This is a genomic window from Stenotrophomonas sp. 22692 (genome assembly GCF_052045015.1).
Lineage (GTDB): Bacteria > Pseudomonadota > Gammaproteobacteria > Xanthomonadales > Xanthomonadaceae > Stenotrophomonas > Stenotrophomonas geniculata.
Genome location: NZ_JBQEMR010000004.1, coordinates 53,745 through 68,101, shown reverse-complemented (window position 1 = coordinate 68,101; position 14,357 = coordinate 53,745). Strand labels below are relative to the sequence as shown.

The 14,357-nt window shown below is 62.8% G+C and carries 10 protein-coding genes; 1 reads left to right on the top strand and 9 read right to left on the bottom strand.

The window, feature by feature from the left end; translation table 11 throughout:
• Positions 1 to 8: 8 nt before the first annotated feature.
• From ACTJJM_RS06345 to grxD, 9 genes are all read right to left on the bottom strand, one after another.
• On the bottom strand, positions 9 to 4,583 hold the full coding sequence (locus tag ACTJJM_RS06345; protein WP_440865323.1) for a pilus assembly protein: 4,575 nt from the start codon (positions 4,581 to 4,583) through the stop codon (positions 9 to 11).
• Complete coding sequence (locus tag ACTJJM_RS06340; protein ID WP_029380064.1) at positions 4,580 to 5,071, bottom strand: pilus assembly PilX family protein; 492 nt, start codon at positions 5,069 to 5,071, stop codon at positions 4,580 to 4,582. Before ACTJJM_RS06340 ends, ACTJJM_RS06345 begins: the two co-directional genes overlap by 4 nt.
• A 7-nt stretch (positions 5,072 to 5,078) precedes the next feature.
• A complete protein-coding gene (locus ACTJJM_RS06335) occupies positions 5,079 to 6,239 on the bottom strand; it encodes a PilW family protein (RefSeq protein WP_125893548.1) in 1,161 nt (386 codons plus the stop codon).
• Positions 6,240 to 6,268: 29 nt separating this feature from the next.
• Positions 6,269 to 6,736: a type IV pilus modification protein PilV gene (gene pilV, locus ACTJJM_RS06330; protein ID WP_010486096.1), complete on the bottom strand. Its 468-nt coding sequence runs from the start codon at positions 6,734 to 6,736 to the stop codon at positions 6,269 to 6,271.
• Complete coding sequence (locus tag ACTJJM_RS06325) at positions 6,733 to 7,251, bottom strand: GspH/FimT family pseudopilin (RefSeq protein WP_049412580.1); 519 nt, start codon at positions 7,249 to 7,251, stop codon at positions 6,733 to 6,735. Before ACTJJM_RS06325 ends, pilV begins: the two co-directional genes overlap by 4 nt.
• Positions 7,252 to 7,412: 161 nt before the next feature.
• Positions 7,413 to 8,801 (bottom strand): nucleotide 5'-monophosphate nucleosidase PpnN, encoded by a 1,389-nt coding sequence (ppnN, locus tag ACTJJM_RS06320; RefSeq protein ID WP_010486098.1) that lies wholly within the window; start codon positions 8,799 to 8,801, stop codon positions 7,413 to 7,415.
• Between the two features lie 252 nt (positions 8,802 to 9,053).
• Positions 9,054 to 12,269 carry a TonB-dependent receptor gene (locus ACTJJM_RS06315; RefSeq protein WP_057503591.1) on the bottom strand — a complete coding sequence of 1,072 codons (3,216 nt, stop codon included), beginning with the start codon at positions 12,267 to 12,269 and terminating at the stop codon, positions 9,054 to 9,056.
• Between the two features lie 233 nt (positions 12,270 to 12,502).
• Positions 12,503 to 13,279, bottom strand: a complete 777-nt coding sequence (locus ACTJJM_RS06310) for an SDR family NAD(P)-dependent oxidoreductase (protein ID WP_049455524.1) — start codon at positions 13,277 to 13,279, stop codon at positions 12,503 to 12,505.
• The gene (grxD, locus tag ACTJJM_RS06305) at positions 13,276 to 13,596 is read right to left on the bottom strand and encodes a Grx4 family monothiol glutaredoxin (protein WP_005408852.1); all 321 of its coding nucleotides are present in this window, start codon (positions 13,594 to 13,596) and stop codon (positions 13,276 to 13,278) included. The genes ACTJJM_RS06310 and grxD overlap by 4 nt, the downstream gene beginning before the upstream one ends.
• A 120-nt stretch (positions 13,597 to 13,716) precedes the next feature.
• Between grxD and ACTJJM_RS06300 the strand changes: the two genes are divergently transcribed.
• Positions 13,717 to 14,295 carry a superoxide dismutase gene (locus tag ACTJJM_RS06300; RefSeq protein ID WP_019337156.1) on the top strand — a complete coding sequence of 193 codons (579 nt, stop codon included), beginning with the start codon at positions 13,717 to 13,719 and terminating at the stop codon, positions 14,293 to 14,295.
• Positions 14,296 to 14,357: the final 62 nt, after the last annotated feature.

The window sequence follows — 14,357 nt, the reverse complement described above, 5'->3', positions numbered from 1 at the left end:
CATGGTCATCAGCGGATCTGCCGCCAGGACTGGCGACCGCAGGCACGCTGGCCGTATGCAGTATCCGCGCCCGGAGTGGTCAGCGTCACGATGCACCGGTCAATCGAACCATCGACCGAGCACTTCGGATCGCTGGGGTCGCAGCCCTTGCGCATCGATGTACTGACTTGTGTATCCAGCACAGGAGCCCCCGTCGCGACGTCGCCGCCGCGAGTCAACGCCCCGGCGCCACAATTCGCGCCACACAGCGGATCCCCCCCCACTTCGTCGGTGAGGCCGCCCATCGCGGGCTGGCCGGTGGCCATGTTCAGCCGATAGCGCCAGTTGACGCCACCACCTGTACCGCAGACGGACTGTCCAGGCACATACGTGGTGAACATCACGGTGCCACCCTGCAACGTCGGATATCCAAAGAAGCGCTCACCCTCCACCGTGGTATCCACGATCAGATCAACGTACCAGCCACGCTTTGTTGAATAGTCCACCGCGTTGCTGGATATGTCGCGGAATGCTGCACCATTGGCACTGATCGACTGCCCCACCAGCACGTCGCGGCTGGAGATCGCGTCGCTGAGGTTGTCCCATATTCCGTACAGCGTCTGCACAGGTGAATTGCGGGTAACGGCGTTGTCATCGGCGGTGAAATAACGACCGGTACCGAAGAACAGGCTGACGCCCCCACCCGGCCCCGCAGACGTCTGGATCGCTCCGGTGATCGGTTGCGCCACCGCGCTGCGCATGGCGGTGAACAGTGGTGTACCGCTGAGCGACACATTCCATGCCGTGGGGTCGCCCCCCCGCAGATCGAAGCGCCAGATGTTGCCCTGCATGTCACCACCGTACACGGTGTCGGCCAGGCTGCTGCTGTTGTGCAGTGCCACCGCTGTGACGTGGTTGAGGCCATTGGCGATCGCGTACTTGCCCCCGCTCGGATACAGGCGCTTGAGTACCTCACCGCTCTGGATGTCGACCACATACAACACAGGACGGCCCGTACTCGAATTGACGCCGTTACCGAACAGTGCAACAAATCGCGGCGCGCCGTTCGGATCAGTGCCAGCGACAGGCACCACCACCGGCTTGCCGAACGCGAAGCCCATGTCCGATTCGGTCTTGCCGGAAATCTCCCACAGGACGTTGCCGCTGTTGAACGCCGTTGGATTGCTGATATCCAGCGCAAACACCGAGCCGTTACCGACTGCCGTGGCGGACGGGCCGCGCGTGGCACCGCCGCCGCCGGTGGTCCCTACCAGTACCGTATGCCACGCCTCGCCGTAGTGGACGTCGGATGCCGTCAGTCCGCCGTCAACGTAGTAGCGATGGCCATAGGCAGGGTTGGCCAGTTCGGCCATGTGCTGCAGCGACGTGGAGGGAATGTAGGCGAACTGTTCAGTGCCGGCCGCGGTTCCGGTGCCGGCATTGAATCCGTGCAGCATGCCGTCGTTGGCCCCGACATAGACCATTGAGGGCGGGCCGCCAGACGCAGTCTTCGATGTCAGATAGGCCTTGTAGCGGGTACCGAGTGTGGTCTTCCAGCCTATCCCGCCCTGCTCCTTCCAGGATGTATAGCCGTAGTCATCCCGGGTGGAAACAATCTCGACACTGGAATTGACGATGTCGCCGAGCAGTACACTGCGCGGACGGAACCCGCTGACCGGTGAACCACGCAGATAGCTGACGAGATCGGCAACCGTATGCGAACCGAACCAGTTGGGAACGGTATTGAGCCCCAGGTTGCCCAGCTTCTCGGCGCGGTCGCGGCCGGGAATGTTGTCCGCAGTGAAATCTGCCGCTGCTACAGGAATCAACTGATTGGACTTGTTCACAAAAGTCGGCGCAGTCGACACCACGATATTGCGGCCCGAAGCGCTCATCCTGGTCGACGCCCGCCACAGCTCAGGGCCGACTTCGCCATTGGAGAGGGTCTGACGGGCGATGAGATCGCCAGTCCAGTCATTGGATCCCGACGGTACCGTGTAGTGCGCCGAGACGGTGAAGGAACCTGCGTTGACCCGGGCGCCAGTCGCGCTGCCCCCCACCGGCGCCTCGCCCGCGGCAGCACTGTCGAAGATCGACTCCAGCGCAGACTTCAGCTTGGCCGGATTGCGCGCCAGGAAATAGTTGTCCGGCACGCCAGGCACCTTGCTGTCCCATTTCTTGCCAGCCGGCACGCCATACTTGGCGGCGTACCACAGCGGGCTCTCCAACTGATTGGCCTGGCCGCTTCCCAGGCGGTAGCGCAGGACAATGGCACCTGTCCATTCTGCCGGAGGAGCCGAGGTGGTCGTCAGCACCGAACCGTTCTTGTCGCCGGGCCGCAGTACTAGTCGCTGCACGTTGTCGGCCGCGTTCGAACCCACGATCGTGTAGCCGGTGAGCATCGCGTTGCCGGCATAGGCAGAAAGATTCTCAATGCGGACCAGCACCTCATCGCTGCCCACGGTATTGCGTACAGCATTGTTGCTGCACTCCGCACTGCTGGAGCGCCAGCAGATGTTGCGGAAATTCGTGTTGTCGCCGTCGTTGCAGGTAGCGCCCACGCAGTAGCTGAGCATGGAGACCACGTCGTTGTCGTGGTCATTGCCCCACAACGAGTCTTCCCATACCAGCGAGAAACTGCCAGCCTTGCCGTCTGCGCGATAAGTTCGTCCATAGACGAAATTCGGCGAGACCGTAGACTGTTTGGTGCCGATACCAACAGAACCGAGGAAGCAACTGCGCCAGCCATTGCTGGTGATTTTTGCCGTACCGGTATTGTTGGCCTGGCACAGTGGGGCCAGGGTGATCTTGCCGTTGCCCACCGGAATCTCGAACTTGGGCAGGCTCTCAGCCATGGCCACGGTATAGGTGGTCGCAGTGAGCTTGTAGGTATCCGGCTTGTTCTGCACGCCCGGACGAAGGTCGGTCTCGGCCGCGGCCTTTGACAAGCCCGCCATCAGGTAGCTGCCTTCCGTGGAAGGCACATCCGGGCAGATGCCACGCACCAGCGACAGGCCAGTAACCTTGGCCGCGCGACAGATGTCCTCATGGGTATTGATCGAGGCATAGCGCTCGGTCAGGCCGACGCGGCCAGCCATGTAACTGCCACCAGTAATGCCTTCAAGATTGCCGATCGCATCCGTTGCCGACGCCGCAGGTGCCAGGCCATTGATCGACCCGATGTTGTCGCTATCGAACGACGGCAGGCCTGAGGACATCACCAGGATGTTGCAGGTGGCGCAGTAGGAGTTGCCGCCATCGTTCGGGGAGCGGTAGGGATCCTTCCAGGCAACCGCATTGGGCAGCCCGCTCAGGTCTCCGGACGCACTGTAGATGCCCTTGGTTTCACCCTTGATGTAGCGCACAGCTTCGGCATACATCTCGGCCAGGGGATTGCCCCAGGCACTGCACTTCTTCGAGGCATTGCCCGGATCGGTCAGATTACCTCTGTCACCGAAGCCCTGTCGGTTGAGGATGCTGTAGTCGTTGCAGTCATTCCAGTTATTGCTCCAGTTCCACTGGTCGATACGGAAGTTGGAGATGGTATTGATGATGCCTTCCGCACCACCGGACAAGCTGTTACAGAACTGACCGTTGGACAGGTTGATTTCGTCGCCGGCCGCACAGAATCCGGTGCCGTTGCCTGCGATCTTTCCGATGTTCCTCCGCACCACGCCACCATCGCGCGGATTGACATAGGTACCCGTGACCAGACCGAAGCGAAGACGGCCGCTTTCGCCATACGACTGCAGCAGCCCAGCCGGTTTCAGATAGTCCCTTGTGCCATCGTTGTACTTGCGGCAGAACGCCTCCGGGAAAGCTCCGCTGCCACTGGCGCAGACCTCAACCCGGACGTTGAAGTTGGTGGCAGAGCCAGGTGAATCAGCCTTGCCTTCATCGCTTCGGCCGGTGATGCACTGGCGGCTGGCGGTGGCCGCCCACTCGCCCCAGTTGCCCGACGCAGCGCGCATCAGCGGTGCACCACCGGATTCGATGGTGGCGTTGCAGAAGGACATGGTGGTCTTGTACGGGGTGAAACTGTTGATATCACTGCCGCTGTATACCTTTACCCACGCGTGCAGATCGTTGGGGATCTGCGCGCGCTCCAGCACGGTGCTGGCGGCGCTGTCGGTGATGCGATGGCCGCCGTACAGCACGTAGCGCATCACGTCCAGGCGACTCATCGTTGCCCAGTTCAGGAAATTGCCGGACCAGCTTCCACCGCAGCTGTGCTTCCAGGTGCCGCCGGCCTGTGCACTGGCCTTGAACTGGCCGCTGGCGTAGGAATAGCAGAGGTTGGAATCGAAGTAACCGGAGTAATCGAACTTGTCCTGGTATGTGGTGTCGAGGGTGCCATCCTCATCCAGGTCGCTGTAATCGCTGTAGGCCTTGTTGAAAAGCTGCTCGTCGCGCGACATCACCATCATCATCAGCGGCGGCTGGGTCTTCTTGCTGTACAACGGCTCCTGCGCGATGTCGTAGTCGCCAAGCGCAGCGAACAGCGGGTAGACCAACGCCCCCACCCCAGCCAGCACGGCAACGGCAGCGCCCGCGCGCAGCCAGGGAGTCGAGACGATGCGGGAGAAGCGGCGCGAAGTGTTCATGGAATGAAGATCGTATCGATGACAGCGCTGGAAGATGGATTGGCCGGATCGTCACTGGCCAGGACGGTGATCTGGTAGATGTTTTCGGTCTCTTCGTTCTTCCGGCCCCCGAGGCCGGTCCCTCCGCCGCCCATCACGCACTTATCAAGGCGCCGGGTATGGATTGCCGCAGCCGCAGTCTTGCCATCGGCCCAGGTTGCCGGGTCGAATACCGGACTGCATTCTTCCTGGTTGGCCTCGAAAACGCCGCCGCTTTCGATGGCTGTCTTGATGGCCGCCTCCTGGGTACGCACGTCGGCTTCGGCGTTCTGGAAGGCCTGATTGGAACGCAGGTAGTTGGCCGCCATGCGCTCCTGCATACCGGTAACCTGCATGCCGGCGATGCCGATAAGAGCCAGCAGGATCAACATGATCAGGGCGACATACAGCACAGCGCCTCGCTGCTGCCGGCGTGCTGTGAAGGAAGGAAGACGCGGGCGTGTGTACATGCGAGCCTCAGTTGCCAAAGAGGCGGTTGCGAAGGGCGATGGTGGTTTGATAGACAGCGCGCATGCGACCGTCTGCCGGCGCCGTGAACGTCACGCCCAGCGAAGTGAGCGCAGCGTTCTGGTCGGCCTGCGGCGCCGCCGATGGATCCGGACTGGACATCACCATCCCCAGCTGCACGGCGCCGACACGACGCCAACCATTCGCGGCCGGATTGGTAGACCCCTGCACCGTTTCGGCAGTGCCCTGGCGATCAATGAAACCGGTTGGATAAACGTCGGTAAGCCCGCGGTCCTGGCCATACAACAACTGCATGTTTTCTACGCCCTCCACCAGTGCCTCCGGCGCATTGGCCACCAGCGCGCCATTGGGGATGGCGGTGAAGCGCACGCGATACAACGAAGAACGGGCAATGGCGGCGTCATAGCCGATGTAGTACAGCGCGCTTTCTGCACGGTGCAGCATCGCCTGACCGGTGGTGACCGGACGGGTGAAGTTCCCTGCATTGTTCGGCGCATCCCCAAAGGTGACGGTGCCGGCGCCCTTGTCCACCGCGCGCGCCTGGAAGATCGTGACGCTGGCGCAGTCGGCCGCACCATACAGCCCCGGGTTGGAGACACCACTCTGCAGTACCGCAAGGCGCGCTTTGTCAAAACTGAAAATCGGCTTGCCTGGAACGCCGCCAATGGCGGTGATCGGCACACCATCCGGCATCAGGTAACGCAGCACCACGATGTCGCTGCCATTGACTCGGTTGGGCATGGCCGCAGCAAACTCGGCAGGCAGCGCGGGCTTGTAGTCGGTTCCGCCGGTTGCAGGTGTGGCTGTCAGGGTAACCGCCGCTCCCGGCGCGGTTCCGGTAGCTTCAAAGCCCTGGATCGACGTCTGGAAGTCCAGCGCCGGATGCGGAGCCGTTGCGAAGGTACTGAACAGCGAGGCATTGTCCGGTGTATTTCGCCCCTGGTCATTGACACAGCCGAAATGCCCGGCCATGCGAAGTTCGCGTTGCAGGGCATCCATCGCGAAGCGACTGTTTTCCTGCACCCGCGCCAGGCCATCGGACAGCTGGTAGGCCGCCCTCGATGCTGCAAACACCTGCACCACGCCGAGCATGACGATCACACCAATGGCCAGTGCGATCATCAGCTCAACCATGGAAAGACCCGACATGTGTCGGGATGAAGAGCATGAGGCGCGCATCACAAGCCGCTCCTGGCAGTGAACGTGGTGTCACCGGCATCGGCATTCCAGCGCTCATCCCCCCAGCTCACGCTGACCGAGTACTGGTCACCGTTCCGGGTTACTTTCCCCGTAGCGCCGTCGCCCAGCGCCTTGCCCAGGCGGCACCTCCAATCCAGGGTGAAGGCGTCTTTGCTGATGTCCTTGCCGGTGGGAGGTAAGCAGTTCTTGCTGGACGTGGTGGCGGTATAGTCGCCGACATAGACCGGCGCCATCTTCCGATTCACCCGCAGCTGGTCCAGCATCTCGTAGGTCAGATTGGTCGCCTGGGTGCGGTAGTTGGCACTCTGGACGAAGCGTACGTTCATGGTCTGCATCAGCGCGAAACCGAGCAGGCCAACGCCAAGCACGAGAATGGCGATCAGCACTTCGATCAGACTGAAGCCCCCTTGCACGCCGCGCGGGGAACGGGATCGGGACGGCCTCACTTGCAATCCTCCTTCAACAGCCGGACCTGTCCGGTCGGCGAAATGCGCAACGTTCGTTGCAGCGGTTGCTTGCCGCAGGTGTCCGGGCGCAGGGTCAGGTCCAGCGATGCATTCGCGCGGTTGCGACCACGTGGGTCAAAACCCACGGACAGATCCGGCGTACCCGCCGTAGTCAGACCCGGCCGACCGGCGCTGTAGCGGAGCACGGTCTCCCCAGCGCTCAGCGCACCATCTCCATTGGTGTCCGCCCAGACCAGCCAGCCGTCAGCCCAGCTTTTGCCATCACATGTACTGCCCGCAGACGACGCACAGACACCCGCACCACGACGATTCTTTACCGCCTCGCTGCGGGCCAATGCGAGTGAAGCGATCAACTCGTTGCTCGCGGTAGCGATGCGATTGGATCGCAGGGTGCCCTGGAAACTGGGAAAGGCGATCGTGGCGAGCACGGCCAGGACCATGATCGTGACCATCAACTCAACCAGCGTAAAGCCGTTTTGCCGGCGCAAAGACATTGGACGCTCCCCAGCGTGTTGATGGCCACGATGGGCCATCGCCCTGCCACCGGCAAGCGGCGGCAGGATGAACGGTCATTCCGGGGCGACGGGCGTCAAGGCCTTGACGACCCGCCCTCCCCTGCCTGTACCGGCGCGATCCCCATCGCGCCGGCGCAGACTCAGGCCAGCACCTGATAGCAGGGCTGGTATTCGCCGGAGATCTTCATCCGGCGCTGTTCGACGAAGGCACGCAGCAGCGCGTCCAGGGCCTGCATCATGTCCGGGTCGCCATGGATCTGGAACGGCCCGAACTGCTCGATGCGGCGCATGCCGTCTTCCTTCACGTTGCCGGCAACGATGCCCGAGAACGCCCGGCGCAGGTCGGCCGCCAGCGCGTGCGGGGCACGCCCGTGGTGCAGGTCCAGCGCGGCCATCGCCTCGTGGGTCGGCACGAACGGCTGCTGGTACTCCCACGGAATCTCGATCGACCAGTTGAAGAAGAACGAGTCCTTCTGCGCCAGGCGGTGCTCGCGCACGCGCTTGATGCCGTTGGCCATTTTCTTTGCCACCGCCACCGGGTCGCCGATGACGATCTCGTAGCGCTCGGCGGCCGCATCACCCAGGGTCAGGCGGATGAACCGGTCGATCTGCTCGAAGTACGGCGCCGCCACGGTCGGGCCGGTCAGGATCAGCGGGAACGGCAGGTCCTTGTTTTCCTCGCGCAGCAGGATGCCGAGCAGGTACAGGATTTCCTCGGCGGTGCCGACACCACCGGCGAACACGATGATGCCGTGGCCGATGCGGACGAAGGCCTCCAGGCGCTTCTCGATGTCCGGCATGATCACCAGGTGGTTGACGATCGGATTCGGCGACTCGGCCGCGATGATGCCCGGCTCGGTCAGGCCGATGTAACGCGTCACGGTACGGCGCTGCTTGGCATGGGCAATGGTGGCGCCCTTCATCGGGCCCTTCATCGCGCCCGGACCGCAGCCGGTGCAGATGTCCAGGCCGCGCAGGCCCAGCTCATAGCCCACCTGCTTGGTGTACAGGTACTCGTCGCGCGAGATCGAGTGGCCGCCCCAGCAGACGACCAGATTCGGGTCACCCGGGTTCAGGATGCGCGCGTTGCGCAGCAGGCCGAACACCGCATTGGTGATGCCCTCGGACGACTCCAGCTCGGCCGCGTAGGCCGGGCCCATCTCGATGGCCATGTAGGCCAGGTCACGCACCACCGCGAACAACAGTTCGGCGACGCCGCGGATGATCTCGCCGTCGACGAAAGCCATCGCCGGTGCATTGACCAGGTCGATGCGCACGCCGCGATCCTGCTGCGCCACCTGGATGTCGAAATCGGGATACAGATCGCGCGCCGCGCGCGGATCGTCAGAAGCACTGCCGCTGGTCAGCACGGCCAGTGCGCAGCGGCGCAGCAGCTCGTGCATGCCGCCGGCAGACGCATCGCGCAGCCGGGCCACTTCGGCCCGCGACAGCACATCCAGCCCACCGCGCGGGTAGATCCGCGCGTCCTGCACCGGCAGTGCACGGGCTGATTTTTCGTTCGTGGTCATGTCCAATTTTTCGCTTCCTTCAAGGTTTCCGACTGTACTGCCGCCCCCTTAAAAAGCAAAACGGCCGGGAAGCCCGACCGTTGGATGTGTGCTTCCCGCGTTCGCCTTTCCGGGACCGCATCGGCGGTGTTGGCACCGCGCACATTTCTGGATGCTACGCCGATGCCAGGTGACCTGCAAGGACTTTCGCCTGAACGGAAAACGGCCGGGTTTCCCCGGCCGTTTCCACTTACTGCTTCAAGCTCTGATGGATCAGAACTCGTAACGCAGGGTAAGCATTGCAGACCAACGCGAAACGACGCGGGAAGGATAGCCCGAGCTGAAGTCATACTCACGCAGTTCCTGCGGCGAGTTGCGGCCCAGGTCGTACTCGTACGAACCATCGGCCTTGACCTTGCCAGTGGTCAGGTAGCGGGTGTCGAAGTCAGACGCATTGCGGGTCCGGCCCCAGCTCTTGTCCAACATATTCAGGAAGTTGTAGATATCCAGACGCAGGATCGACTTGTGCTCTTTGAAGAAGCCCGGCAGTTCCTGCTGGATGGCCACGTCCAGCTGGTTGACCCACGGGTTGCGGGCACCGTTACGCTCGGCGACCGAACCGCGACGAGCTGCCAGGTACGGATTTTCGTCGATGCGGCGCTGGAACTCGGCGATCTCGTCGGCGGTCGCAGCACGATTGCCCTTCACGTACGAAACCTTCGCGTCATTCAGCAACGGAATGTACGCCGGGTCCTGGAAGATGCCGTCACCGTTCATGTCACCATCAACCAGCCACGTGTAAGGCAGGCCGTTGCGACCGGTGTAGAAGCCGGTAATGCTGGTCTTGTAGTCACCGAAGAACGCGTGCTCCCAACCCAACGACAGCTTGATCTGATTGCGGATCTCGCGAGTGGCGGTGCCGGCATACTCCTCGTTCGGGTTCAGGCGCGAAACGAACTGGTAGCTCGACCAGGCCTGTGAACTGGTGTCCGAACCCACCTCCGTTGCCTTGGTGTAGGTGTAGGACAGGTTGCCGTACCAACCATTCGCCATCGGCTTGTCCAACGAGAAGGTGACTGCAGTGGAGCTACCCTTGTCGGAGTTGGTCAGGTAGGTCGAGTTGGTGGTGTAACCCGGCTTGCTACCATTGTTCTTCACGCCGCCCGGAGTGACCCAGTAGCTATCACGACCATCGAACAGCTGGCCATTCGGCGTACCAATGTTCAGGGCGTTGTAGAACACCGCATCCTTGTTCTTCAGGTACTGCACTTCGACGGTGCCCACCAGGCCCATCCACGGCAGCTCATGATCGTAGCCCAGGCTAGCCTTCCAGACGGTCGGCAGCTTGAAGTCCGGATCAATGGAATCCATCTGCGCGTTGGTCGGCGCGGCGGCACCGCTCGGGAACGGCTGATTGAATGCATCCGGACTGAACGCGTACTGGCCATTGTTCGGGACACAGCCGCGAACCACGGTGTTGCCGTAGGCGCAGAACGAGGCCGAGGTCATGCCGTTGTTCTGGTACGGATTGGCAAGCCAGACGAACGGCGGGACCGACTGGAACAAGCCCACGCCACCGCGCAGCTGCGAGTAGCGCTCGGTATCGAAGGTGTAGTTGAACGAGAAGCGCGGCATGATCACCTTATTGCTGCTGCCGAGCTTGTAGTCATTGCGGAAGCCGAAGGTTTCCTCGAAACCCGGCTTGCGCGGCGGCGCCTTGTCGGCCTTCGGGATATTGGCGCGCACACCATAGGTGATCGACAGGTTGTTATTTACCTGCCAAGTATCCTGCAGGTACGGACTGATCATGGTGAAACCAATCGCAGCCGCAGTGTCGGCTTCTGAGTACCCGCCGATCGGACGGCGCACATCGTAGCGGTAGTACTTGCCTGCTTCGAAGTCAGCGATGCTGTCAAAGGTATACACACCGTGCAGATCGCGACCATACAGATTCAGCGCGTCGGTATCTTCATAGTCGAAACCACCCTTGATGGTGTGATCACCGGCGTAGTAGGTACCGAAGATCGAGGCGGTCTTCTTCTTGGTGTTGATCGCATTCTCGTGTCGATTGCGGTCTTCACCCAGGCGCACACCGTTGCTCGAGCCAGACTGGGTGCTGGCCACACCCACATTGATGGTCGGCAGGTTCTGCGAAGCGCCCGAGACCTGCTCGAACTTCTGGTAGCTGAACTTGGCCTCGGTCGTGAAGTTGTCGGTCCAATCGCTGAACAGCTGCAGTGCAGTGTTCTTGGTCTCGCTGGTCTTGGTGAACCAACGGCTGGTAAGGATCACCGAGTTTGCGTTGCTGTCGTACGGCTGCGGCAGCGACTCCTCAGTCTGCTGGTAGGTCAGGCTGGCGCGATGTGAGTCGTTGATGTTCCAGTCGATTTTGCCCAGATAGCGCTTGTTGGTCAGATTCACGCCACCGGCTGCACCATAGGTACCCGGATCGATTCCGTACTTGTTCTTGGAAATATCGATGACCCGGTCGATCTCCGCGCGCGTCACCGCACCAGTGCTCAGACCGTCGGAAGACGCCGCACCACCGAAGTCGGTGATTTCCTGTTCTTCATACGACCCAAAGAAGAACAGGCGATCCTTCAGGATCGGACCGCCCAGAGTGAAGCCCTTGGTGGTGTCCTTGCCGAAAGCATCGTAGTCCTCGCCGTTGCGCTTGCCCACCATGCTATCGGCCTTCTTGTACACGTAGTACGCCGAACCGTGGAACTCATTGGTACCAGACTTGGTGACCGCATTGATCGCGGCGCCGACCACGTCCTGAGACACGTCATAGTCGCTGACCTTGATATCGTAGGCAGCAATCGTGTCCACCGAGATCGGCGAGCCGGTGTACGGCATGCCGTTGGCGTTGAGGCCGAACGGGTCACCCTGAGACAGGCCGTCGACCGAGATCTTGTTATAGCGGTTGTTGATACCCGCGACCGAGATTGCGCCGGTAGCCTGGTCAGTCACGCTGATGCGCGGATCCAGGCGAGCGACGTCATCCAACGAACGGTTGCCCTTGGGCGCCAGCTCCAGCTTGCGGCCGTCAACCGAGGTACCCACGCCCTTGTTTTCCGAGCTGAAGACGCTCGAGCCGGCAGTGGCAACAACGTTCACGGCATCCAGGTTCGTCGCCGCCAGATCACCGCCCAGGTTGGCGTTGACCGTGTTGACCTGGTTCAGATTCAGGAAGACACCTTCTTCGGTCTTGGTGCCTTCACCGGACTTGGTGATGGTGATGGTGTACGGGCCACCCACGCGCAGGCCGCGCGCGGTGTAGCGACCCGACGCATCGGTGGTGGCACGCGAAACGGTGCCCGACTCGGTGTGGGTGATGGTGACTTCAGCACCAGCAACAGGCTGGCCTGCGGCGGACATCACCTGGCCGCCGACACCGGCAGAGGTGCTCTGGGCGAAGGCGGGAGCGGCGGCGAGCGCAGCCACGAGACCAAGGGTGAGCTTGGACATCCGGAGTGGGTGGGTCATTTTTCGGTAGCCTCGATGCGAGTTGGCGATGGCGGAAAAAAAAGCGCATCCAAACAGCCCTGCGGGTGGCTGGTCGGACATTTATCTGGGGTTCCCTACCGCTTGGCTGAAGGAAGCCACAACGGTTAACACTAGATTAACACGCTACGCCATCAATGTGACGGTTGTGCGACAAACGGCACCGGATCGCAACGCAATCGTGACGGGTTCTTCACTCCGCCTTTCCCCGGGATTTACTCGCCGGGGGGCGCCTCGCTGGCATCGAGAATCTGGCCGCGCCAGGTAGCGCCAGCACCGGACAACAGGGTCACGGCCGCGGCGGCGGCGGCCTCCGGGCCTTGCGCGGCCGGGTCCTGGTCTACGGAATAGGCCCGGGCCCGCAAGGCCGTGCGCAGCGGGCCGGGGTACAGGCCACTCACCCTTACCGGGCTGCGGCCGAGCTCGTCGTGCAGGCTGGCGATCAGGCCACGCAGGCCGTGCTGGGCCACACCGTAACCGCCCCAGTAGGCCTGACCGACCCGCTCGGGGGCATCGACCGCAAACACCAGCGCCGCATCTTCGCGCTGCCGCAGCAGCGGCAGGCAGGCCTGGGCCAGCCAGGCGGGCGCAGTCAGGGTGACGTGCACCGCGCGGGCGAAACTCGCTGGGTCTGCCAGCTCAAACGGGGTCAGGCCCGGGAAGTGAGCGGCACAGACCAGCAGGCCATCCAGGCGCCCCAGCTCGCGCTGCAGGGCCTGGGCCAGCTCGGCATAGTCGTCGGGGCCCGCGCCTTCCAGGTCCAGCGGATACAGCAGCGGTTCCGGGCCGACCGCCTGCACCTGGGCGTAGACACGGTCCAGGCGGCGAGGCTTGCGGCCCAGCAGAACCACGGTGGCCCCGGCGGCCGCAGCAGCCACTGCCGCCGCACTACCCAATCCGCCACCGGCACCGGCGACCAGCACCACGCGATCCTGCAACGGGCGGCCATCGAGCGCCCCGTCGGTCGGTGACGTCGATGGCCAGGCACTCATCCCTGGGTCGCCTCTTCGACGATGCGCTTGAGCTCGCCGGCTTCGAACAGCTCCAGCACGATGTCACAGCCGCCAATCAACTCACCGTTGATGAACAGCTGCGGGAAAGTCGGCAGGTTGGAAAAGCGCGGCAGGTTGGCGCGGATCTCGGGCTCTTCCAGCACGTTGACGGTGCGCAGGGTGACTGCGCCGGCCGCCATCAACGCCTGTACGGCGCGGCTGGAGAAGCCGCACATCGGGTATTGCGGGGTGCCCTTCATGAACAGCACGAGCGGGTAACGATCGACCTCGGCCTGGATTTGCTGCATTACCGCCACAACCACACTCCTTGCTTCGCCGGACAAACCGACCGTGATGGTCGGCTAGACTGCCCACGGTAGCCGCCATTGTAAGCGGATGGAACCGGCTGCCGCCGCCCCCTGGCCACGAACCTGTCCATGCCTGTCGAATTGCCCGCCCTGCCCTATCTTCCCGGCTCCCTGCAGCCGCACCTGTCCGCACAGACCGTGGAACTGCATCACGGCCGCCACCATCGCGCCTATGTGGATGCCGTCAACGCCGGCATTCTCGGCACCGAGTGGGAGGAAGCGTCGCTGGAGGAGATCGTCCGCCACGCCCAGGGCACGCTGTTCGATGCCGCCGCCCAGGCCTGGAACCATGCCTTCTACTGGCAGTGCCTGCGCCCGCGCGGCGGCGGTGAGCCGCAGGGGCGACTGGGCGAACTGGTCAAGCGCCAGTTCGGCGACGTGCAGCGCCTGCGCGAGGAATTCAACCGCACCGCGCTGGGCCTGTTCGGCTCCGGCTGGGTCTGGCTGGTGCAGCATCCGGGCGGGCAGCTGGGCCTGCAGGCCACCCGCAATGCAGGCACGCCATTGACCGGTGAAAGCACCCCGCTGCTGTGCTGCGACGTCTGGGAGCACGCTTACTACACCGACTACCAGAACGATCGCGCGCGGTATCTGGACGCGTTCTGGCAGATGGTCAACTGGGAATTTGCCGAAAGCCAGCTGCGCTGAGCCCTGTAGAGCCGAGCCCACGCCCGGGTCGAGTGGCAGCCGCAGCGGCGCATCGTCGTTGC

Coding starts and splice junctions, on each gene's coding strand:
- ACTJJM_RS06335 (WP_125893548.1), bottom strand. CDS start 6,239: ATGTCGGGTCTTTCCATGGTTGAGCTGATGATCGCACTGGCCATTGGT.
- ACTJJM_RS06345 (WP_440865323.1), bottom strand. CDS start 4,583: ATGAACACTTCGCGCCGCTTCTCCCGCATCGTCTCGACTCCCTGGCTG.
- ACTJJM_RS06315 (WP_057503591.1), bottom strand. CDS start 12,269: ATGACCCACCCACTCCGGATGTCCAAGCTCACCCTTGGTCTCGTGGCT.
- ACTJJM_RS06325 (WP_049412580.1), bottom strand. CDS start 7,251: ATGTCTTTGCGCCGGCAAAACGGCTTTACGCTGGTTGAGTTGATGGTC.
- ACTJJM_RS06340 (WP_029380064.1), bottom strand. CDS start 5,071: ATGTACACACGCCCGCGTCTTCCTTCCTTCACAGCACGCCGGCAGCAG.
- ACTJJM_RS06300 (WP_019337156.1), top strand. CDS start 13,717: ATGCCTGTCGAATTGCCCGCCCTGCCCTATCTTCCCGGCTCCCTGCAG.
- ppnN (WP_010486098.1), bottom strand. CDS start 8,801: ATGACCACGAACGAAAAATCAGCCCGTGCACTGCCGGTGCAGGACGCG.
- ACTJJM_RS06310 (WP_049455524.1), bottom strand. CDS start 13,279: ATGAGTGCCTGGCCATCGACGTCACCGACCGACGGGGCGCTCGATGGC.